General features: G+C 62.6%; 20 protein-coding genes. 13 read left to right on the top strand and 7 right to left on the bottom strand.

Features of this window, described 5'->3' with window-relative positions; all coding sequences use genetic code 11:
- Positions 1-196 precede the first annotated feature (196 nt).
- The 5 genes from ACYQ47_RS19850 (at position 197) to nagE (ending at position 7,635) form a co-directional block, all read left to right on the top strand.
- Positions 197-931, top strand: coding sequence for a GntR family transcriptional regulator (locus tag ACYQ47_RS19850; protein ID WP_459906554.1), 735 nt, complete (start codon positions 197-199; stop codon positions 929-931).
- 157 nt (positions 932-1,088) lie between these two features.
- Positions 1,089-2,192, top strand: a complete 1,104-nt coding sequence (gene nagA, locus ACYQ47_RS19845) for an N-acetylglucosamine-6-phosphate deacetylase (protein WP_459906553.1) — start codon at positions 1,089-1,091, stop codon at positions 2,190-2,192.
- On the top strand, positions 2,185-3,192 hold the full coding sequence (locus ACYQ47_RS19840) for an SIS domain-containing protein (protein WP_244827954.1): 1,008 nt from the start codon (positions 2,185-2,187) through the stop codon (positions 3,190-3,192). The genes nagA and ACYQ47_RS19840 overlap by 8 nt, the downstream gene beginning before the upstream one ends.
- A gap of 12 nt (positions 3,193-3,204) precedes the next feature.
- On the top strand, positions 3,205-5,793 hold the full coding sequence (ptsP, locus tag ACYQ47_RS19835; protein WP_459906552.1) for a phosphoenolpyruvate--protein phosphotransferase: 2,589 nt from the start codon (positions 3,205-3,207) through the stop codon (positions 5,791-5,793).
- A gap of 57 nt (positions 5,794-5,850) precedes the next feature.
- The gene (gene nagE / locus ACYQ47_RS19830) at positions 5,851-7,635 is read left to right on the top strand and encodes an N-acetylglucosamine-specific PTS transporter subunit IIBC (protein WP_250491731.1); all 1,785 of its coding nucleotides are present in this window, start codon (positions 5,851-5,853) and stop codon (positions 7,633-7,635) included.
- A gap of 185 nt (positions 7,636-7,820) precedes the next feature.
- On the opposite strand, the gene rpoH is transcribed toward nagE, so the two are convergent.
- A complete protein-coding gene (gene rpoH, locus ACYQ47_RS19825) occupies positions 7,821-8,756 on the bottom strand; it encodes an RNA polymerase sigma factor RpoH (protein ID WP_244827955.1) in 936 nt (311 codons plus the stop codon).
- Between the two features lie 353 nt (positions 8,757-9,109).
- Between rpoH and ACYQ47_RS19820 the strand changes: the two genes are divergently transcribed.
- On the top strand, positions 9,110-9,676 hold the full coding sequence (locus ACYQ47_RS19820; protein ID WP_284502949.1) for an acyloxyacyl hydrolase: 567 nt from the start codon (positions 9,110-9,112) through the stop codon (positions 9,674-9,676).
- Positions 9,677-9,721: 45 nt separating this feature from the next.
- A complete protein-coding gene (locus ACYQ47_RS19815; protein WP_250491732.1) occupies positions 9,722-10,105 on the top strand; it encodes a nuclear transport factor 2 family protein in 384 nt (127 codons plus the stop codon).
- A gap of 23 nt (positions 10,106-10,128) precedes the next feature.
- Here the strand turns inward: ACYQ47_RS19815 and leuA are convergent, their stop codons facing one another.
- Positions 10,129-11,784, bottom strand: a complete 1,656-nt coding sequence (leuA, locus tag ACYQ47_RS19810; protein ID WP_459906551.1) for a 2-isopropylmalate synthase — start codon at positions 11,782-11,784, stop codon at positions 10,129-10,131.
- Positions 11,785-12,251: 467 nt separating this feature from the next.
- Positions 12,252-13,229 carry a DNA-binding protein YbiB gene (ybiB, locus tag ACYQ47_RS19805; protein WP_244826899.1) on the bottom strand — a complete coding sequence of 326 codons (978 nt, stop codon included), beginning with the start codon at positions 13,227-13,229 and terminating at the stop codon, positions 12,252-12,254.
- A gap of 297 nt (positions 13,230-13,526) precedes the next feature.
- Between ybiB and ACYQ47_RS19800 the strand changes: the two genes are divergently transcribed.
- From ACYQ47_RS19800 to ACYQ47_RS19790, 3 genes are read left to right on the top strand one after another with little or no spacing between them, the layout of a single operon-like run.
- Positions 13,527-14,225 carry a fumarylacetoacetate hydrolase family protein gene (locus ACYQ47_RS19800; RefSeq protein ID WP_250462832.1) on the top strand — a complete coding sequence of 233 codons (699 nt, stop codon included), beginning with the start codon at positions 13,527-13,529 and terminating at the stop codon, positions 14,223-14,225.
- Positions 14,226-14,234: 9 nt separating this feature from the next.
- Positions 14,235-14,879, top strand: coding sequence for a maleylacetoacetate isomerase (gene maiA, locus ACYQ47_RS19795; protein ID WP_459906550.1), 645 nt, complete (start codon positions 14,235-14,237; stop codon positions 14,877-14,879).
- Positions 14,876-15,508, top strand: a complete 633-nt coding sequence (locus ACYQ47_RS19790; RefSeq protein WP_244826902.1) for a LysE/ArgO family amino acid transporter — start codon at positions 14,876-14,878, stop codon at positions 15,506-15,508. Before maiA ends, ACYQ47_RS19790 begins: the two co-directional genes overlap by 4 nt.
- 31 nt (positions 15,509-15,539) lie before the next feature.
- Here the strand turns inward: ACYQ47_RS19790 and ACYQ47_RS19785 are convergent, their stop codons facing one another.
- On the bottom strand, positions 15,540-16,907 hold the full coding sequence (locus ACYQ47_RS19785; RefSeq protein ID WP_459906549.1) for a Fic family protein: 1,368 nt from the start codon (positions 16,905-16,907) through the stop codon (positions 15,540-15,542).
- A gap of 97 nt (positions 16,908-17,004) precedes the next feature.
- Entirely contained in the window at positions 17,005-18,294 is a 1,290-nt protein-coding gene (gene ftsY / locus ACYQ47_RS19780; protein WP_250525337.1) for a signal recognition particle-docking protein FtsY, read from the bottom strand.
- A gap of 244 nt (positions 18,295-18,538) precedes the next feature.
- Between ftsY and rsmD the strand changes: the two genes are divergently transcribed.
- The 3 genes from rsmD (at position 18,539) to ACYQ47_RS19765 (ending at position 20,134) form a co-directional block, all read left to right on the top strand.
- Positions 18,539-19,186 (top strand): 16S rRNA (guanine(966)-N(2))-methyltransferase RsmD, encoded by a 648-nt coding sequence (gene rsmD, locus ACYQ47_RS19775; RefSeq protein ID WP_459906548.1) that lies wholly within the window; start codon positions 18,539-18,541, stop codon positions 19,184-19,186.
- A gap of 103 nt (positions 19,187-19,289) precedes the next feature.
- A complete protein-coding gene (gene coaD, locus ACYQ47_RS19770) occupies positions 19,290-19,796 on the top strand; it encodes a pantetheine-phosphate adenylyltransferase (protein ID WP_244826906.1) in 507 nt (168 codons plus the stop codon).
- An 80-nt stretch (positions 19,797-19,876) separates the two neighbouring features.
- Entirely contained in the window at positions 19,877-20,134 is a 258-nt protein-coding gene (locus ACYQ47_RS19765) for a YfhL family 4Fe-4S dicluster ferredoxin (protein WP_250462846.1), read from the top strand.
- A gap of 17 nt (positions 20,135-20,151) precedes the next feature.
- Here ACYQ47_RS19765 and hisC read toward each other — a convergent pair whose 3' ends face one another.
- Both hisC and pth read right to left on the bottom strand, forming a co-directional pair.
- Entirely contained in the window at positions 20,152-21,222 is a 1,071-nt protein-coding gene (hisC, locus tag ACYQ47_RS19760) for a histidinol-phosphate transaminase (RefSeq protein ID WP_459906547.1), read from the bottom strand.
- Positions 21,223-21,240: 18 nt separating this feature from the next.
- Positions 21,241-21,843: an aminoacyl-tRNA hydrolase gene (gene pth / locus ACYQ47_RS19755; RefSeq protein ID WP_459906546.1), complete on the bottom strand. Its 603-nt coding sequence runs from the start codon at positions 21,841-21,843 to the stop codon at positions 21,241-21,243.
- Positions 21,844-21,907 lie beyond the last annotated feature (64 nt).

The raw sequence follows: 21,907 nt of genomic DNA, 5'->3' as shown, positions 1-21,907 counted from the left end.
AGACCATTTTGTAGTTTTGGGCTTGACATGAGGGTAAATCCCGATGGCTGTCGTCTCCAAGTTGTTGATGTTATTGTTGTTATAAACCATTGATTTTGCGATGTTATTGCCTGTTGGCATCAAGTGACGCAGAAGGTTTGACTGGTATTATGTTGGTTATATAATGGGCTCCACTTCGAGGCCTGCAGGAAACTTCATGAATGGACGCTTACGGGAATTGACGCCCGACGCGTTGAGTCCCACACCGCTGTATCTGCAGGTCGCCACGCGTCTTGCTGCAGCTATTCAGCGCGGCGCCTGGAATGCAGGTGAGGCGTTGCCAGCAGAGCGCACGTTGTCGGAAGCGGTCGGGGTTTCGCGTATCACCGCGCGCAAGGCGTTGGCTTTGCTCGTCGAGCGCGGGCTCATTCGGCGAGTACGTGGCGCAGGCAGTTTCATCACGCCGCGCACGCAAGATCCACTGTCGGTGCTGACGGGCTTCACGAAGAAGATGGAACAGCGCGGTTTCGCACCTGACTCGGTGTGGCTCCGGCGTGACGTGCGCGTAGCGAGTCGCGATGAAACCGTCCGTCTCGGGCTCGCGCCGGGCGCATCGGTCGCGAGTCTCGGCAGACTTCGCCGCGCGAACGGCATCGTCATGGCGGTCGAACATTCGGCGTTACCGGTGTCCGTCGTTCCGGAGCCGTTCGAGATCGGCGCGTCGCTGTATTGCTATCTCGAAGCGCGCGGGCAGTCGGTGGTGCGCGCGTTGCAGCACTTTCGCGCGGTCAACGCCGGAGCCGAGATTGCGCGGCTGATGGGCATTGCGCCACGCGCGGCGCTGCTCGTGATCACCCGTATCGGCTACTCGGCGGAGCAGCGCGCCGTCGAACTGACGGACACGTATTGCCGCGACGACTACTACGACTTCGTCGCGGAGTTGCATCGATAAAAAGCGGGAAAGCAGAAGTAGCAAGATCAGAACGAGAGGACCCGAAAGCCGCCACCGCACGTTCGCCGGTCACACGGGGCCAGCGAACAGGCCTGCTCGCAGCAAGGCGCGGATGGCACTGAACCTCATCATGCATAGCGCACTTCCAGAGAACTTCATGCTGAAAGGAAACATACTCACGACCGATGGCTGGATCAACGGTTCGCTTCGCTTCGAAAACGGTCGGGTGACGGCGCTGGAAGGTCATATTGCCGATCCTTCCACGAACGACGCGCCGTATATCCTGCCCGGCTTCATCGACCTGCACGTGCATGGCGGCGGCGGGCGCGACATCATGGAAGGCGGCAACGCAGCCGATACCGTCGCGCGGCAACACGCTCAACACGGCACCACGGGCCTGCTCGCCACCACGATGACCGCGCCGCGCGACGAACTCCTGCAAGTTCTCGCGGGCTTGGGCGAGCAGGCGAAGCGCCGTGCCGCAAGCGGCGCGCGCGTGCTCGGCGTGCATCTCGAAGGGCCGTATATCAATCCCGGCAAGCTCGGCGCGCAGCCGGACGCCGCGGCCGTCGCGGTGCGCGATGAAGTGCTCGAATATTTGTCGCTCGCGCCCATTCGCGTCGTGACCATCGCGCCGGAAATCTCCGGGCATCTAGAGATCATTTCCGAACTCGCCTCGCGCGGCGTGCGCGTGCAGCTCGGTCATTCGCTCGGCACTTACGATGACGCCGTCAATGCGCTCAAGCACGGCGCGCGCGGTTTCACGCATCTCTTCAACGCGATGTCGCCGCTGCATCATCGCGATCCGGGCATGGTCGGCGCCGCGCTCGCGCACGCCGAGTACGCGGAACTGATCCCAGATTTGCTGCACGTTCATCCGGGTGCGATTCGCGCCGCGATGCGCGCAATTCCGCGCCTTTACGTCGTTACCGACAGCACCTCGGCGGCCGGCATGCCGGACGGCGAATACCGCCTTGGCAGCCAGCACGTCACCAAGTGCATGGGCGGCGTGCGTCTCGCGGACGGCACGCTCGCCGGCAGCACGCTGACCATGGATCAGGCGCTGCGCAATCTCGTCTCGCTGGGCATTCCGCTCGCGGACGTCTCGAACCGTTTGTCACGCTTTCCCGCCGATTACCTCGGACTCGAAGATCGCGGCCGCATCGCGCGTGGCGCATGGGCCGATCTCGTCGTGCTCGACCGGGAACTCGCGCTGAGCGCCACGTATGTCGAAGGAGAATCAATTGTCGAATATGCTTAACGAGGCCCTGGAGTCCGCCGACGTCGTCGCGGCCCAGCTCGCCGATACCTCGCGCATCGAAGCGCTCGCGGTCAAGCTCGCCGAGCAGCCGCGCCATGTCGCGCTCACCGTTGCGCGCGGCAGTTCGGACCACGCCGCCAGCTATTTTGCAAGCCTGACGATGAGCCGCATCGGCGTGCCGGTTGCTTCGCTGCCCATGTCCGTGGCGACGCTTCAACAAGCACCGCTGCGCGTGTCGGGCCAGCTCGCGGTCGCGTTCTCGCAGTCGGGCAAGAGCCCCGATCTCGTCGGCACGATGCAGGCGTTGCGCGATGCGGGCGCGTTCACCGTTGCTGCCGTCAATGTCGCGAACTCCCCGCTGGAAAAGGCGTGCGAGTGGTACCTGCCGCTTTTCGCCGGGCCGGAATTGTCGGTGGCGGCAACCAAGAGCTATATCGCCATGCTGTCGCTCTCGGCCATCGTCGTCGCGCATGTTCAACGCGATACCGAACTGCTCGACGCGCTCGAGTCGTTGCCGGACGCCTTGCGCGCGGCGGGCAAGCTCGACTGGACGCGTGCCGTGAACGAACTCACGAACGTCGATCGCATGATCGTGATCGGCCGTGGTCTCGGTCTCGCTATCGCGCAGGAAGCGGCGCTCAAGCTCAAGGAAACCTCCGGCATTCAGGCGGAAGCGTTCTCCAGCGCCGAAGTGCGTCATGGTCCGATGGAGATCATCGACAAGGACTATCCGCTGCTCGTGTTCGCCCCGCGCGGGCCGGAGCAGGCAGGCTTGATTCAACTGGCGGCCGACATGCGCGCACGCGGCGCACGCGTGCTGCTCGCGGCGCCTGCCGACGTGCCCGGCGCGGAATTGCCGCTCGTCGCCACTAATCACCCGGCGCTCGATCCGATCGCCGCAATCCTTTCGTTCTATGTGATGGCCGCGGGTCTGGCCGCCGCGCGCGGGCGCAATCCCGACGCGCCGCGCCACCTGAACAAGGTCACCGAAACCCACTAAGCGAGTAAGCCGATGCGTCGCGCCGAGGAGTCACTGTTGAATCATCCCATCGATAACCCGAACGACGTCGTGTTGCTCGCGCCGTTCACCGGCCCCGTCGTCCCGCTCGCCGACGTGCCGGACCCCGTGTTCGCGGAAGGCATGTTCGGCGACGGCATCGGCATCGATCCGCTCGATGGCGTGCTCGTCGCGCCTTGCGACGGGACGGTGACGCATCTGGCGCGCACGCATCACGCGGTCACGTTGCGCACGCCGCACGGGGCGGAAATTCTCGTGCATATCGGCATCGATACGGTCGAATTGGGCGGCCAGGGCTTCGCGCCGATGATCGAGCAGGGCGCAACCGTGCGCGCGGGTCAGCCGCTCATCGAGTTCAATGCGGATTTCGTCGCGCAGCACGCGCCGAGTCTCGTCTCCGTTATTGCCGTCGCCAATGGCGATGCCTTCGAAGTCATCGAGCGTGCCGGTCGCGGCATGTTGAAGGCTGGCGCACGCATGCTCGTGCTGCGCGCGAAAGACGGCGCCAGGGCCGAAAGCGCGCGTTCGAGCGCGAACGTGACGGAAGAAGCGCGCCGCACGTTGACGCTCGGTCACGCGGGCGGTTTGCATGCGCGTCCGGCGGCGCGCGCGCGCGAAGCCGCACGCGGTTTCGATGCAAAGGTCGAGATCCGTTATCAAGGCCGCAAGGCGCCGGTGGAAAGCGTCGTCGGGTTGCTGGGTCTCGGCGCGGGCGAAGGCGCGACCGTCGAGCTGCTGGGTATCGGCGCGCAGGCGAAGGAAGCCGTCGAAGCCGTCGCGGCGGAGTTGCTGCGCGCGGGTCAGGGCGAAGTCGAAGAGTCACCGGCACGCGCGAAATCGCCCGCGCCGGTTGTTGCTGCGAGCGCGGTCGCGCAACCGCTCGCGCCGAACACGCTTGCGGGCGTGTGCGCGGCGCCGGGCATCGCGGTCGGCGAACTGGTGCGCTGGGACGACAAGGAAATCGTGCCGCCTGAAGCGGCCACGCAATCGTCGGCGGCGGAAAGCCGTGCACTCGATCGCGCCATCTCGCAAGTCGATGCCGAACTCGACGAAACCGTACGCACCGCATCGCAACGCGGCGCGGTCGGCGAGGCGGGAATCTTCGCGGTGCATCGCGTGTTGCTGGAAGACCCGACGCTCGTCGATGCCGCGCGCGATCTCATCAGCCTCGGCAAGAGCGCGGGCTTCGCGTGGCGCGAGGCGATCCGCGCGCAAATCGCGCTCTTGAACAACGTGAAGGACGAACTGCTCGCCGAACGCGCCGCCGATCTGCGCGATATCGAGAAACGCGTGCTGCGCGCGCTCGGCCACACGAACACCGCCGCGCGCGAATTGCCTGCTGAAGCCGTGCTCGCGGCTGTCGAATTCACGCCTTCCGATTTGTCTTCGCTCGACCGCACGCGCGTGACAGCGCTCGTGATGTCGCGCGGCGGCGCCACGTCGCATGCGGCGATCATCGCGCGACAGGTGGGCATTCCGGCGCTCGTCGCCATCGGCGATGCACTGCACGCGATTCCCGAAGGCACGCAAGTGGTCGTGGACGCGTCGGCGGGACGTATCGAACATGCGCCGACCGAACTCGATGTCGAACGCGCGCGCAACGAACGCGATCGTCTTTTGAACGTGCGCGAGGCGAATCGCAAGATGTCGGGACAGGCCGCGACGACCCGCGACGGCCACGCCGTCGAAATCGCCGCGAACATCGCCACGCTCGAAGACGCGCAAGCCGCTGTCGAAAATGGCGCGGACGCGGTCGGCCTCCTGCGTACCGAATTGCTGTTCATTCATCGTCAGTCGGCGCCGACGCCCGGCGAACATGCGTCGAGCTATCAGGGAATCGTGGATGCGCTGCAGGGCCGCACCGCGATCATTCGCACGCTGGATGTCGGCGCGGATAAAGAAGTCGATTATCTGACACTGCCGCCCGAGGAAAATCCGGCGCTCGGTCTGCGCGGCATTCGCCTCGCACAAGTGCGGCCGGATCTGCTCGACGATCAACTGCGTGGTCTGCTCGCCGTGAAGCCGCTTGGCGCTGTGCGCATTCTTCTGCCGATGGTCACCGACTCCGGCGAACTGCAACGCCTGCGGGTACGGATCGACGAACTGGCGCGCGAAGCGGGCCGCACGGAACCGATCGAAGTGGGCGTGATGATCGAAGTGCCGTCAGCGGCGCTGCTTGCCGATCAGCTCGCGAAATACGCGGATTTTCTGTCCATCGGCACCAACGACCTCACGCAGTACACGCTCGCGATGGACCGTTGCCAGCCCGATCTCGCCGCGCAGTCCGACGGCCTGCATCCGGCCGTGCTGCGGCTCATCAAGACGGCCGTGCAAGGCGCGCAAAAGCACGGCAAGTGGGTCGGCGTGTGCGGTGCGCTCGGTGGCGATCCGCTTGCGGTGCCGTTGCTGATCGGCCTCGGCGTGACGGAATTGTCGGTCGATCCGGTGGCGGTGCCGGGCATCAAGGCGCGCGTGCGTAATCTCGATTACCAGCTTTGCCGGCAGCGCGCGGAAGACGTGCTCGCGCTCGAATCCGCGCAGGCAGTAAGAGCGGCCAGCCTTGAAATCTGGCCGCAAGACTGACGAACGCAGTAATCCCCAAGCAGCAAAGACAAGACCTATATCTTTTGGAGAACCCCGATGGACGCTAACCCGTTTGCAAAGATGCAGCGCCTGGGCCGAGCCCTGATGCTGCCGATTGCCGTACTACCGGTAGCCGGCCTGCTATTGCGTCTAGGCCAGCCCGATGTCTTCAACATCAAGATGATCGCCGACGCGGGCGACGCCATCTTCACGAACCTGCCGCTTCTTTTCGCCATCGGCGTGGCGGTCGGTTTCGCGAAGGACAACAACGGCACGGCGGGTCTTGCCGGTGCCATCGGCTATCTCATCGAGATCGCCGTGATGAAGGACATCAACGACAAGCTCAACATGGGTGTGTTGTCGGGGATCGTCGCGGGCGTGGTCGCGGGCTATCTGTATAACCGCTACAAGGACATCAAGCTGCCGGAATATCTGGCGTTCTTCGGCGGCAAGCGTTTCGTGCCCATCGTCACGGGGGTCGCGTGTCTCGCGCTCGGCATCATATTCGGCTACATCTGGCAGCCGGTGCAGGCGGCTATCGACCTGGCCGGAACGTGGCTCACGACGGCGGGCGCGCTCGGCACTTTCGTCTTCGGCGTGCTGAACCGCATTCTGCTGGTGACGGGTCTGCATCACATCATCAACTCGCTCGCGTGGTTCGTGTTCGGCTCGTTTACGCCGCCGGATGGTGGCGCGGTCGTTCATGGCGATCTGCACCGCTTCTTTGCCGGCGATAAAACCGCGGGCGGCTTCATGACGGGCTTCTTCCCGATCATGATGTTCGGCCTTCCGGCCGCGTGTCTGGCGATGTTCCACGAAGCGCCGAAAGAGCGCCGCGCGGTCGTCGGCGGCCTGCTGTTTTCGATGGCGCTCACCGCGTTCCTGACGGGCGTGACCGAGCCGATCGAATACAGCTTCATGTTTCTGGCTCCGGTGCTTTACGCGATCCATGCGGTACTTACCGGCGTGTCGCTCGCGATCTGCTCGGCGCTCGGCATTCATCTGGGCTTCACGTTTTCGGCGGGTGCGATCGACTACGTGCTGAACTACGGTCTGTCGCAACGCGGCTGGATGGCAATTCCGCTCGGGCTCGTCTACGGCGTGATCTATTACGGCCTGTTCCGCTTCTTCATCCGCAAGTTCAATATGGCGACGCCGGGCCGCGAGCCGGCCACGACCGATGCCGAAACGTCCGCCACGCCGGTTGCAGGCGGCTACGGCACGCCGCTGCCGGGTGCAGCGAACACGCGCGCCGCGAAGTACATTGCGGCGCTGGGCGGCGCGTCGAACCTGACGCTCGTCGATGCCTGCACGACGCGTCTGCGTTTGTCGGTGGCGGATACGGAGAAGGTGTCGGAAGCGCAGTTGAAGAGCATCGGCGCGCGTGGCGTGCTCAAGCGCGGCGCGACGAACGTGCAGGTGATCATCGGACCGGAGGCGGACATCATCGCCGATGAAATTCGCGGTGAACTCGAACATTCGTCGACGCGCGGAGCGACGCCGGCTTCGTCCGCTCCGGCCGCTGCTTCGGTGGCTTCCGCGAACGTTGGCGCCTTCGATCAGACTGCCGGCCCGCTCGATCCCGATCCGCTGCGCTGGCTGGCGGTGTTCGGCGGCGCGACCAATGTCGTCACGCTCGATGCCGTCGCGCAAACGCGACTGCGCGTGGTCGTGCGCGATCCTTCGGCGGTGGATCGTCAGCGCCTGTCGACGCTGGATGTCGCGTGGGTGTCGGCGGATACGTTCCACATTGTCGTGGGCGCGGCCGCGCAGCGTTACGCGGCACAACTCGCGACGCGCGTGCCGGGAAGTGGCGGCGGGGCATCGCCGTTGCCGGCTTGATGCGAGATTCGGTCTGGTTTGATGAACGGCGCTTTCGGGCGCCGTTTTTATAGTGGGCGACGTTTTAAGTCACTGCTGCCGTTACGGCACACCTCCACCTAAAAACAAAAACCCGCTGTCCTTTCGGAACAGCGGGCTTCGAACTTACTTCAGCACCGAACTACGGTCATCGAACTACCGCGATATCACGCGTACTCGGCCAGCGCGGAACGCATCTTCTTCATCGCGCTCGCTTCGATCTGACGGATTCGCTCAGCCGATACGCCGAATTCGTCCGCCAGTTCGTGCAACGTCATGCCGCCCGAGCCGTCGTCCTGCACTTCGAGCCAGCGCGCTTCGACGATACGGCGGCTACGCGCATCCAGCGATTCAAGCGCGGAAGCCAGACCGTCGCTTTGCAACTTGTCGAACTGACGCGCGGCGATGACATTCGTCGGCTCGCTATGCGAGTCAGCCAGATAGGCGATCGGCGCATAGGCCTCCTCGCCATCTTCGACCTGGCCTTCGAGCGCGATATCTCCGCCCGACAGACGCGTTTCCATCTCGGCGACTTCCTCGCGCTTCACGTTCAACTGGCTTGCCAGACCTTCGATTTCCTCCGGTGTGAACGCCGAAGTGCCGGTCTTGTGGCTGCGCAGGTTGAAGAACAGCTTGCGTTGCGCCTTGGTCGTCGCGACCTTCACCATGCGCCAGTTGCGCAGGATGTACTCGTGAATCTCCGCCTTGATCCAGTGCATGGCGTACGACACGAGGCGTACGTTTTGTTCGGGATCGAAGCGCTTGACGGCCTTCATCAGACCGATATTGCCTTCTTGGATCAGGTCCGCGTGCGGCAGACCATAACCCAGGTAATTCCGGGCGATGGACACGACGAGGCGCAGGTGCGAAAGCACCAGTTGCCGCGCCGCATTCAGGTTGCCCTGTTCGCGGAATTCGGTGGCGTACTGACGCTCCTCTGCTTGCGAAAGCATTGGAATGCGGTTCACCGCTTGTATGTATGAATCAATGTTGCCGATCTGGCCGGTCAACATGGACGATTGTGCGTACGTCAGCGCGCCTGCCGAAGTTGCCTTGGCAGGTGCCGAGCTAAGAACATTCGGAAGGGTCATCGCATTGGACACGCTCATAAGCTCCTTATCAACAAATGCCTGTTGCCGCAAAGGCGCGGCAAGTCAGACATGATATTAGCACTCCGCTTCAACGAGTGCTAAGTGTTAGAGGGGAAACGAATGTGAGAGTTCCCACAAAGCTATCAACTTTGTGGATTCATAGCCGAGCACTGTATTCGAATCGTACCATTTTTACCGATTCGTCACGTGCGATAGAATTAGTTACCTTACTTTGACGTAAGGAAGACAGGATATTCAAGCAAATAGGCTAATGGCAATCATTCGTGCAATTATGAGACGATGAATCTACAATGCGCGAAGCCCGCTTGGCGGCTCGACTCGTCAATCCCACAGATGGGGTGTCCATGCAGAAAAATAAAGGCCCTTGGCGTCATCTGTTGTCCCATGGCGCAATTGCCCTGTTACTAGGAGTCACGTCGGCGGCAGCGCATGCCGACCGCTTTGGTTTGCAAATCGCGGGCGGCGTGGCCGATCGCGACATCAAAAAGGCGGATCTCGGCTTCGTATGGGACCCGAATCTGACCTGGTGGGAAATCGGCGGCTTTCACTTCACCTTGCTCGGCGAAGGTCACGTTGCCTACTGGCACTCGCAGGAAAGCAACGCCGTGCACCCGAACATCTGGGAATTCGGTGTGACGCCGGTTCTGCGCTTCGTGAAGAGTTCGGGATATATCCGGCCGTTCATTGAAGCGGGCGTCGGCGTGCGGCTTCTGTCGCATACGCGAATCACGACGGATTTCACGGTGTCGTCCGCGTTCCAGTTCGCGGATATGGTCGGCGTCGGTGCGATCTTCGGCGAGAAGCAGAACTATCAGGCGGGCTTCCGGTTTCAGCATCTGTCGAACGCCAGTATCAAAGAGCCGAATCCTGGTATAAATTTCAGCCAGCTATATCTGCAATACAACTTCTGACGGGGCGCCGGCGCATCGGTTTCTCGACACAAGGGGAACCGACAGATGCCGGCAAAATCCACGGAGGCCATTCGAGGCCTCGAGCGCGACCGCTTCCGGGCGATGGTCGACAGCGACGGCCCGGCTCTGGATGCGCTTCTGGCCGAGAACGTCAGCTACGTTCACACGAACGGCAAGCGCGAGACGAAGCGCCAGTTCATCGACGCGATCACCGCTGGTCGACGCCGCTATCGGCAGATCGAGATCCAGTCGCAGGACGTGATCGTCGCCGGCAAGGACACCTGCCTCGTCTCGGGACGGGCGCTGATCGAGATGGAATCGAAAAACGGCGCGCTGCTGTTTCCCATTGCCTACACCGCGGTTCACGTTCAGACCGACGGACAATGGCTGCTGCTAGCCTTGCAGGCGACGCGCGTGGCGCTGGAGTAGCCGCCGCGCGCGACGTCGAGGCCTCAAGCCTCGACCGCTTCGTCTTGCCGCTCTGCGTGACGGCCCAAGGGTTTCGACCGATTCACCGCACTGACGACCGCATCCACGACAGCCAACGCCGGATTCGCGTGCACCGCGACGCCAAAGCGCAACGGCTCGTCGCCGACGCGGCAGCCTACGAAGACGGCTGTGTCGCCGCTCGCCGTTACCGCCGTTTCGAACCAGCTCACGTTTGCCGATACATCGAAACACGCCGCCACGGCTTGCGCGTAGACATCGCCGCTCGTCGCGCCTGATGCCGGCGGCACCGCGACGTTGCGCCCGAACACGGAGAGCGTCGCCGCATCGACGCGCGCGACCACGCCGCCCGCGTCGAAATATTCTTGCTTGAAGAGTGTGCAGATTGCGTCACCGGTGACTTCCTCGCCCGACATGTCCGCAAGTCTTTGCACGGCGTGGCTGAACTCGATCTGCACGCGGCGCGGCGGCGTGAAGCCGAGCCCGCGTTCGAGCAGATAAGTCGCGCCACCCTTGCCGGACTGGCTGTTCACGCGGATCACGGCGTCGTAGCTGCGACCGAGATCGGCGGGATCGATCGGCAAATACGGCACTTCCCAGACCGTGCCCGGCTGACGCTGCGCAAAACCCTTGCGGATGGCGTCCTGATGCGAGCCCGAAAACGCCGTGAAAACAAGATCGCCCGCATACGGATGACGCGGATGCACCGGCAACTGATTGCAGCGCTCGACGACGCGACGCACCGAGTCGATATCGGAGAAATCGAGGCCCGGATCGACGCCCTGCGTGTAGAGATTGAGCGCAAGCGTGACGAGATCGACGTTGCCCGTGCGCTCGCCGTTGCCGAAAAGACAACCTTCGACGCGTTCCGCGCCCGCGAGCACCGCGAGCTCCGCGGCCGCGACCGCCGTCCCGCGATCGTTATGCGGATGCACCGAAAGCACGATGCTGTCGCGATAACCGAGATTGCGGTCCATCCATTCGACCTGATCGGCGAATACGTTCGGCGTCGCGGCTTCCACGGTGGCCGGCAAATTGACGATCATCTTGTGATCGGGCGTCGGACGCCACATTTGCGCGACGGCGTCGCAGACTTCACGCGCGAACGGCAACTCCGTCATGCTGAAGGTCTCGGGCGAGTACTGGTAGGTCCAGCGCGTCTGCGGCCGTGCATCGGCGCATTCCTTGATGATGCGCGTGCCTTCCACCGCCAGCGCCTTCACTTCTTCCTGCGACTGATTGAACACGATGCGCCGGAACGACGGCGCGATCGCGTTGTACAAGTGCACGATCACCTTGCTCGCGCCTTCCGCTGCCTCGAACGTGCGCTCGATCAATTCGCGGCGCGATTGCACCAGCACTTCGATCGTCACGTCGTCCGGGATGCGCTTTTCGTCGATCAGCTTGCGCACGAAATCGAAATCCGTCTGCGATGCCGACGGAAACCCCACCTCGATTTCCTTGAAGCCCGTTGCCACCAGCATCTCGAAGAATTCGAGCTTTGCGGCGATGCTCATCGGCTCGATGAGCGACTGGTTGCCGTCGCGCAGATCGGTGCTCATCCAGATGGGCGCTTTTTCGATCGTGCGGTTCGGCCAGCGGCGGCCATTCAGGCGGACTTGCGGAAACGGGCGGTATTTCTCGGCGGGGTTCGGCATCATGATCGTCGATCTCTCTTCGGACAGTTTGCGTAGCGTCTGCAAGAGATGCCTTCACCGGCGGCTGGCCGGCAATGGCGCGATGCACGTGAGACAGCGCCTGGCGAGCGTACACGTTGCGTCCCGGCGATGGTGACGCCTGCGACCAACGTGAACGTGCGCGAAGCAGCGTGCATTTGACCCTCGCGTTTTCAGTTCGCAGGATGAGCGAGCCGAAAAGCTGACGACTACAAGTGGTAAGGAAGGAACTACGAGAACTACTGGCAGGACCGCGCGCCTTGACGACGCGAGGCGCTACGCCTGGCGATTTACGCTAGACGTAGCGATAGGGGCCGCGCTAGGCGGCCCGAAATAATTCGGAGGGAGGAAGACTGGGTGAGACGCATATTTGCACTCTAAACCACTGCTTAAGATCGTGTCAAATACGTGCTGAATCTTTTTGCAATCGGCACAAGCCGAATCCGGGGCACTCAGACCGGCTTTCGAACGATCCCGGCGATGACTTCCACCTGACGCGCGATGGCGGGCGGCACGGGCACGTCGCCGCGCATCACGCTTTCGATCCAGCGCGCGGTGATCGCGGCATCGAGCGACTCGGGCAAATCGATGGGCGGCGCATCCGGTTGCGAATGTTCGGGCGAAATCAGCGTTTCCGCGTGGCCGTCGTGGAACCAGTCGACCTGGACTTGCCGGCGCGTGTCTGCCACCGCTTCGCCTTCCGTGCCGCGCGCGAGCAGCGCACCACCGGCAGCGGCGTCCGGATGCTCGGTGAAAAGCCCGGTCAGGCTTTCGCGATATTCCGGATGCGTGTAGTTCACGAGCCGCAAGCCCGGATCGGCGAACGGCTGAAGAATCTTCACGAGCGTATGCGTCGAATTGCGCACGCCCATCACGCGGCGCAGTTTCAAAAGGCGCGCGAGCTTCGGCGCGAGCGAGGCGATCGGCGCGAACGCGAGCCGGCGGGACGCGAGACTATCCTCGATTTCGTCGCGGGAAGCCGCGTGCGGAATGCCGAGTTCGCCGAAAATCGCGGCGCTCGTCACGCGGCCGGGATCGTCGACGACACCGTGCACCAGCACCGGCACGCCTTCGCGCGCGAGCAAAAGCGACAGGAGCGGCGTGAGATTGGGCTGCTTGCGCGCGCCGTTGTAGCTTGGAATCGACACGGGCCGCGCATGCTCGCGGCCTTCCTGCACGTGCAGCGGCTCGAACGAGCGATGCGCGGCGGCAAGCATCGCGGCGAGTTCGGCTGATGTCTCGCCCTTCACGCGATAAGCGAGCAGCACGGCGCCGAGTTCGATATCGGACACGCGGCCGTCGAGCATGGCTTCGTAGAGCGCGTAGGTGTCGTCGCGGGACAATGCGCGCGCGCCGTTCGGCCCGCGGCCGATTTCCTTGATGTAGCGTGCGCAGGCAAAGTGGTTGGCGGGGGTTTCTGTCTCTGTCATTGGCGGCTTGCGCGGGCCGCAGGCTCGATGTTCAAGTTCGTGAGCGATGCGGCACGCGAGTTCGAAGGAGCGGGATAGACCTTCAGTATCGCATTTAAGCGATGCTGGCAAGTTGCCAACGCCGAATCCGTTCGCGCCGGTAAGCCCGCTGTCGGCTCGGCGAAAGCACGCGAATGCCCGCGAAAGCCCGCCAGGCAAGCGCCGCCACGATTCGGCCTCGCGCGTTACACTCGCTCTCTCGCCGCGTGTTCGCACCGAACGAGGCGGCAACCCAGAAAACAGCAAAAGGAGAGCGGAATGAGTTACGTGTTTCCTCCGGCGCCCGCAGCGGCGGTGCCAGTCGACGGTTCGAGCGAGCAATTCCCGGTGCGCCGCATTTACTGCGTCGGCCGCAATTACGAAGCGCACGCGCGTGAAATGGGCCACGATCCCGACCGCGAACCGCCGTTCTTCTTCAGCAAGCCTGCCGATGCCGTGCTGTATGTCGCGCCGGGAGCCACGGGCGAGTTTCCGTATCCGTCGCAGACGAAAAACCTGCACTTCGAGATGGAACTCGTCGCCGCTATCGGCAAGCAGGGCAAGGACATTCCCGCCGACGAGGCGCTCGATTACGTCTACGGTTACGCGCTCGGCCTCGACATGACGCGTCGCGACTTGCAAGCCGAAGCGAAGAAAATGGGGCGCCCGTGGGATACCGCGAAGGGTTTCGACCGCTCCGCGCCCATCGGTCCGATTCATCCGGTATCGAAAGTCGGGCATCTGGAAAAAAGCGCGATCTGGCTGACCGTCAACGGCGAGGAAAAGCAGCGCTCCGACATCTCGCAGCTGATCTGGTCGGTCGGCGAGACCGTGGCTTACCTTTCCACGCTTTTCGAACTCTTCCCTGGCGATCTCATTTTCACCGGCACGCCCGAAGGCGTCGGCGCGGTGGTGAAGGGCGATCTGCTCAAGGGCGGCGTGGAAGGTATCGGCGATTTCTCCGTGCGCGTGGTTTGAGGCTCGCCCGTGAAGCTCTATAGCTACTTTCGCAGCTCGGCGGCTTATCGGGTGCGTATCGCGTTGAATCTGAAGGGGCTCGGCTACGAGTACGAGGGCGTTCATCTGCTGCGCGAAGGCGGTCAGCAACTGAAGCCCGAATACCGCGCGCTCAATCCGGACGGCATCGTGCCGACGCTCGTCGATGGCGCTGACGTGCTCACGCAGTCGCTCGCGATCATCGAGTATCTGGAGGAGACGCATCCGCAGCCGCCGCTGTTGCCCGAGCGCCCGGTGGATCGCGCGTTCGTGCGTTCGGTCGCGCTGCAGGTCGCGTGCGAGATTCATCCGCTCGACAATCTGCGCGTGCTCAAATACCTCAAGCACGAGGTGAAGACGCCTGATGACGTGAAGGACGCCTGGTACCGGCACTGGGTGGAGGCGGGGTTCGAATCGCTTGAGAAGCGGCTGGCGCGCGACGAGCGCGTCGGCGCGCTCACTTTCGGCGATACCCCGACCGTCGCCGATTTGTGCATCGTGCCGCAGGTGTTCAATGCGCGACGCTTCGGTATCGATCTGAATGCGTATCCGACGATTGCGCGCATTGCCGATCATGCCGGCCAGATCGACGCCTTCGCGCGTGCCGCGCCTGGCCAGCAACCGGACGCCGAATGACGGCAGTGATTCCGGCGGGTGCGCTGTCGAGTTATCTGTCGGGCGCGGGTTTGGGCGCGAGTCTGATCGTCGCGATCGGCGCGCAGAACGCGTTCGTGTTGCGGCAGGGTCTGAAACGCCAGCACGTGGGAATTGTCGTGGCGATCTGCGCGGCTATCGACGTCATGTTGATCGGGCTTGGCATTGGCGGAATGGGCGCGCTGATCCAGCGTGCACCGGTTCTACTCGACGTGATCCGCTGGGCGGGCGCGGCTTTCGTCTTTCTCTACGGCGTGCGGGCGTTTCTCGCGGCGTGGCGCGGGCCGGGACATTTGAATGCCTCGGAGCGCGATTCGCAGACGGCGGCTGGCGCGGCGGCAACGGTTTTTGCGTTGTCGCTGCTCAATCCGCATGTTTATCTGGATACCGTGGTGCTGCTGGGCGGAATCGGCGCGCGCTATGCGTGGCCGGGAAACGCGTGGTTCGCGGCGGGCGCGATGTGTTCGTCGGTCGTCTGGTTCACGGCGCTAGGGTATGGCGCGCGGTTGCTAAAACCGTGGTTCGAGAAGGACGTGTCGTGGCGCGTGCTGGATGTGATCGTCGGCTGCGTGATGTGGTGGATTGCAGGGACGTTGGTGGTGGCGCGGTGAAGAGTCCAGCGCGCCATGAAGCAAGCCGACGCTAGAAGCGGCGTCCTTTGTCTATCCATTCCTGTGTCTTGATCATCGGGAGACGATATCTTGCACAGTTGAACGCTTCGAGGTGCTCGAGTTCTGTCCTGAGCATTCCGTTGAAAGCGGCCATATCGGTTTCGGATAAGCCTGCGCCTTCGACTGCCTGATTCAAGGTAGAACCGAAAAACACGATCTGTCGAATCGCTTCACCAAGCTGCTCACGATAGCGGGCTCTCAACGGGTCTGGGCCGCCCATGGACTCGACGATGACCTGATATTTATCGATCGAGCGGCGGTAGGTCCACTCGAACAAATCGATTGCCAAAGTGACGTCGAGTCGCTCGTAGACGCCTATCATCGCCAGCGCGTAATCGCTTTGCTCGACGTCGAGGAAGGACAAGGGTGCGCAATTCGACAACATGAGCGGCATATTTGCGCTCAGGCGACTAGTGCGCTTGTTCCCGTCGACGAAAGGCTGCAGATACGCGAGATTCACCCAAACGAAAAACGCTGCTTCCACAGGATTATGGATTCGAGTCGCTTTATCGATGATTTGCGAAAGCATCTCTCCGAGCAGCTTCGGCACCTGACTCGGCATGTACACTGACCCATGAATGCTAACGATCTTGCTTCGGATAGCACCGAGATCGGCTGCATCCGGCAAAAGATCGCGCATGAGCAGACTCTGCAAATTTCGAACGACAGGCACCGTCATGCCTTCGGTGGGAACCGCATCGACCATGAATTCGATCGCTTCCTTGTGATTCAAAAGCATGGTCGCGTCGCGGTCATCGGTTTCCGTTCGTCCCCTTTCGAACAGTTCTCGCGTATCTAGCAGGGTCTTCTGATTGCCTTCGAGTCGCGATGACGACCATGACAAGTCGATGAGCAGTTGTTCCAAAACTTTTCGCGCATATGTTCCGGCAGGCTGTTGATCCTGCGACTTGCCTTTTGAATACAGATCTTCGGCTAGAGCGGCGGGCAGTAGACCGCCGAAATTCGGCCGATAAGCATCGACAAATGAGCGTTGATAAGAGACAGGTTGTCGCATTCCCAGCGGAGCCGACAGCGCGGCAATCAGTTTCCGCGCTTCGTCATCCAACGCACGATAGCGTGTACCGGCAGGCCCGCGGAGCTCCTCTTGCACCCCGACCAACGACGAAGAATTGGTCGTTCGATAGATGGTCGACCTTCCCGCGCCTTGTCGCTCCAGTGAGCCTTGCGCGACCAGCCGGGCCAGAGCGCGGTTGACTGTCGGTCTGGACCACGGCCCGATGCTTGCCTCGATGACGCCAGCAGAAACACCGGGATCACCCGCCTCGATGCGTTGCGCTACGCACTGGACGATGGCTAGAAGAAGCGATTGGTCGATCATAACGGCGCCGATGATAAGAATAGCTTAATCTTATCATCGGCCTGATAAGATTGATAAGATTAACGCCGATCTAATCGAATCTCATCAGCGCCCCACCTCACCCCAACAACGCGTCCGCGAACTCTTCCGCGCTGAACGGCTGCAAATCCTCGACCTTTTCTCCAACGCCGATGAAATACACCGGAATCGGCCGCTGACGCGCGATAGCCGCGAGAATGCCGCCTTTCGCCGTGCCGTCCAGCTTGGTCACGATAAGACCCGTCAAGCCGAGCGCGTCGTCGAAAGCCTTCACTTGCGCGAGGGCGTTCTGTCCCGTGTTGGCATCGATCACGAGCAGCACTTCGTGGGGCGCGTCGGGCATCGCCTTGGCGATCACGCGGCGCACCTTGCGCAGTTCTTCCATCAAATGCAACTGCGTCGGCAGGCGGCCGGCGGTGTCGGCCATCATCACGTCTATCTTGCGCGCGCGGGCAGCGCCCACGGCGTCGAAGATGACGGCGGCCGCGTCGCCGCTTTCCTGCGCGATCACCATCACGTTGTTGCGCTCGCCCCAGACCGTGAGTTGTTCGCGCGCGGCGGCGCGGAACGTGTCCCCGGCGGCGAGCAGCACCGACTGATTGAAATGCTGCAGATGCTTCGCCAGCTTGCCGATGCTCGTCGTCTTGCCGACGCCGTTTACACCCGCGATCATCATCACGAGCGGTTGGGCGCGGCCAAGCATCAGCGACTTTTCGAGCGGACGCAGCAAGTCGATCAAGAGCACGCGGAGTGCGGCCTTCACTTGCGTGGCGTCCGTCAAACGCTCGGCGCGCACTTTTTCGCGCAAGGATTCAAGCAGATATTCGGTGGCATCGACGCCCGCGTCGGACATCAGAAGCGCGGTTTCGAGCTCCTCGTAGAGATCTTCGTCGATCTTCGCGCCGACGAAGATTCCCGTGAGGCTCGTGCTCGTCTTCGATAACCCATTGCGCAGACGCGCGAGCCAGGACTTGCGCGCGGCCGGATCGGGCTCAGGCGGCGGCATGATTTCCTCGCTCGCCTGATCGGTCTCGGGCGCGCGCAGCCATTGAGATTCGGTGCGGCCTTGCCAGTATTGCGTAGGCTCTGCGGCCGAAGGCGCCGGTGCTCGATGTGATGATGTGTTTGCAGCTTCAGCCTGATGCGGCTTCGCGTTGCCGCCATGAACATGTTCGTCAGACGCCGCCGCGTCGCCGCGAATAGCTTGCGTGTTCGAGGCCGCCGCGTCTTCACCATGAACATGCTCGCCCGACGCCTCGTCCTCTAATGCAACCGAGGAACCGTCGTCGTCCGCTTCGAGGTTGTCCTCTTCCGGCGTGTCGAGCGGCTCGTCAGCCGGCTTTTTGAATCGTTTGAAGAAGCTGAACATGGTATGTGAGGAGAGCGCGCGTGCTTGCCGGTTCGCGTCTGCGCGCCGATGCGCTCGCGTGTGCGCGGCTCGCGCTGAGATGTGTAAGCCGCGTATTTTATCAGGCGCGGCCCGACGCGCCTGTGCGCCTCCCGGCACGACGCCGCGCTGTGGTAACGTGGGCGCTCACGGCCCACGCCAGTCGCCGGGAACAGTCAAAACGCCCATCGGCCGGGCCGCGCGCCAGTCTCACTCAATCTCTTTTATGTCCCGTTCGTCCGACACTCGTCCGCATATTCCGGCCCGTTCCTCGGCCTCTTCGAGCCGCGCGTCGTCGCGCAGCGGCAAGCCGCACACCATTCGCATCATCGGCGGGAACTGGAAGCGCACGCCGCTGCCCGTCCTCGATCTCGACGGTCTGAGACCCACGCCCGACCGTGTCCGCGAAACGCTCTTCAACTGGCTCGGCCAGGACCTGGATGGCCAGCGCTGTCTCGACCTGTTCGCCGGCAGCGGCGCGCTCGGTTTCGAAGCCGCGTCGCGCGGCGCGGCACGCGTGCTCATGGTCGAGCGTAGCGGCCGCGCGGTCGCGCAACTCAAAGCGAATCAGGCGCGGCTGGATGCGCGCAACATCGAGATCGCCGAAGCCGACGCGCTGCGTCTCGCCCGCAGTCTCGCGCCAGGCTCGTTCGATGTCGTGTTCCTCGATCCTCCTTTCGGCGATCAGGCTTTGCTCTTGCGCGCGCTTGAGATCGCCGCGCCGCTCGTCGCCGCGGATGGCGCGCTCTACGTCGAATGCGGCGATCCGCTGGAACCGGCGAGCATCGACGCTCTGGCGGGCTGGGAAATCACGCGCGAAGGGAAAGCGGGCATGGTTCGCTATCATTTGCTGCGCCGCCAAAATGATGAATAATGCGCGTTCCCCGATCTGACGCGCCCGGCGCGTTCGGACGGGGGCGGGGAAAATGGGCCATCGCTGTCACGCGGTCCAAGGTAAATAAAAGAGGAGAAAGCTCATGGTTGTCGCCGTGTACCCGGGAACGTTCGACCCGCTGACGCGCGGGCATGAAGACATCGTCCGGCGCGCATCGAGCATTTTCGATACGCTGGTAGTCGGCGTGGCCGACAGTCGCGCGAAAAAGCCGTTTTTTTCGCTGCAGGAACGGCTGGATATCGCCCACGACGTGCTCGGGCATTATCCGAACGTCCAGGTAAGCAGTTTCACCGGGCTACTAAAAGATTTCGTGCGCAAGAACAACGCGCGGGTGATCGTGAGGGGCCTGCGCGCCGTATCGGATTTCGAGTACGAGTTTCAGATGGCCGGCATGAATCGCTATCTTTTGCCCGACGTCGAAACCATGTTCATGACGCCGTCGGACCAGTACCAGTTCATTTCGGGCACCATCGTGCGCGAGATCGCCCAGCTTGGCGGCGATGTGAGCAAGTTCGTGTTTCCATCGGTGGAGAAGCGGCTGACCGACAAGGTCGGCGTGGCCGCCCAGAAAGATCCTTCGGCGCCTTGAGCGCCGGGTCCGCGTATCAGCGCTCGCGCGATGCGCGGACTCCATGCCGGAACATCGCCGGCGCAAGAGAGTGAAGCATCATGTCTTTGATCATTACCGACGAGTGCATCAACTGCGACGTGTGCGAGCCCGAGTGCCCGAACGACGCCATTTCGATGGGTACGGAGATCTACGTGATCGATCCGAACAAGTGCACGGAATGCGTCGGCCACTTCGATGAGCCGCAGTGTCAACAGGTGTGCCCCGTCGAATGCATTCCGCGCGACCCGGCGCACGTCGAGTCGCCGGAGCAGTTGATGGACAAATACCGCGCGTTGATGGCGGCGAAAGGCGAGTAACCGCCTTATCTCTGTTCTTACGCGCTGGCGAGTTCGGTCAGTGCAGCGACGAGCGCATCGCATTCGTCTGGCGTGCCGACCGTTATCCGCAAATGCTGGTCGATGCGCGGCAGCTTGAAATGCCGCACGAAGATTTCCTTCGTTCGAAGCGCGGTGGCGAGCGCGAGCGCGTCGTGCGCGGGGTGTTTCGCGAAGACGAAATTCGCCGCCGACGGCACCACTTCAAATCCCAGCGCGCTCAATTGCGCTGTCAACTTGTCGCGACTCGCGACGACTTTGCCGCAACTCTCCTCGAACCACGCGCGGTCTTCATACGAAGCGAGCGCCGCTACTTGCGCGAGCCGGTCGAGCGGATACGAGTTGAAGCTGTCCTTCACGCGCGTTAGCGCTTCGATCAGGCTTGCATCGCCGAATGCGAAACCCACGCGCATGCCCGCAAGCGAACGCGCCTTCGAAGTCGTGTGCACGACCAGCAGATTGGGATAAGCATCGACCAGATTCACGGCCGATTCCGCGCCGAAATCCACGTACGCTTCGTCGATGATGACTGGCGCATCCGGATTCGCCTTCAGCAGCACCTCGATTTCGGAGAGCGGCAGGGCGCGGCCCGTCGGCGCATTCGGATTCGGCAACAGCACGCCGCCGCCTGGCGCGCGGTAATCGTCGGTATCGATACCGAAATCCGCGTTCAGCGGGATCGCCTCGTATTCCACACCGTACAACTGGGCATAAACCGGATAGAAGCTGTACGTGATGTCGGGAAAACGAATCGGCTTTTCGTGTTTCAAGAGCGCCTGAAACGCGTGCGCGAGCACTTCGTCCGAACCGTTCCCCGCGAACACCTGCTCCACGCGCAAACCGTGATGCTTCGCCACCGCCTCACGCAACGCGCGCGCGGTCGGATCCGGGTACTTGCGCAGCGACGCGCCATCCTTGCCGAGTTCGCGCGTAATCGCCTCGACCACACGCGGCGACGGCGGATACGGATTCTCGTTGGTGTTGAGCTTGATGGGATGTGCCAGCGCGGGCTGTTCGCCCGGCACATAAGGCGTCAGTCGATGGACGATATCGCTCCAGAAACGGCTCACGGTCTGCTCCAGTGGAAGTCAGGGATTGCGATGCAGGTTCATCATCGCGCGTTCGTTTTCGCCCGCGACGACGAAGGGCATGACGGCGAGCGCGCGCTCGATCGACTGATCGATCACGTCCTGCTCTTCGCGGCGCGGCGGCTTCAGCACGAAATTGGCGACGTCCGGCTTCGCGCCCGCACGCGCGCCTTCGGGAATCAGATCACGCGGATGCCCGATGCCAATGCGCAGCCGCCAATATTGCTGCGACGACAGATGTGCGGAAATATCCTTGAGCCCGTTGTGGCCTCCGCTGCCGCCGCCGAGCTTCATCTTGACGGTGCCGGGCGGAAGATCGAGTTCGTCGTGTGCGACGAGAATCTCATCGGGAAGAATCTTGAAGAACTGCGCGACCGCAACCACCGATTGTCCCGAGCGGTTCATGAACGTCTGCGGTTCCAGCAAATGGATTTCATGCCCGTTCAGACGTCCGCGGCCATAGTGACCGTGAAAGCGGCGCTCGTCGTGCAGACTCGCGCCGGCGTCGCGCGCCAATTGGTCGACTAGCCAGAAGCCCGCGTTATGGCGCGTCGCGGTGTATTCGGCGCCCGGATTTCCCAGGCCAACGATCAGCTTGATCATGTCGAATCATCGCAGGCTAGGAAGCCTGCTCGTATCGTTTAATGTTGATGCGAAAAAAAACCCG

The sequence above is a fragment of the Caballeronia sp. HLA56 genome (genome assembly GCF_054655155.1).
Note: the sequence above shows the minus strand (reverse complement) of the source record. Positions and strands in the feature narration are given on the sequence as shown.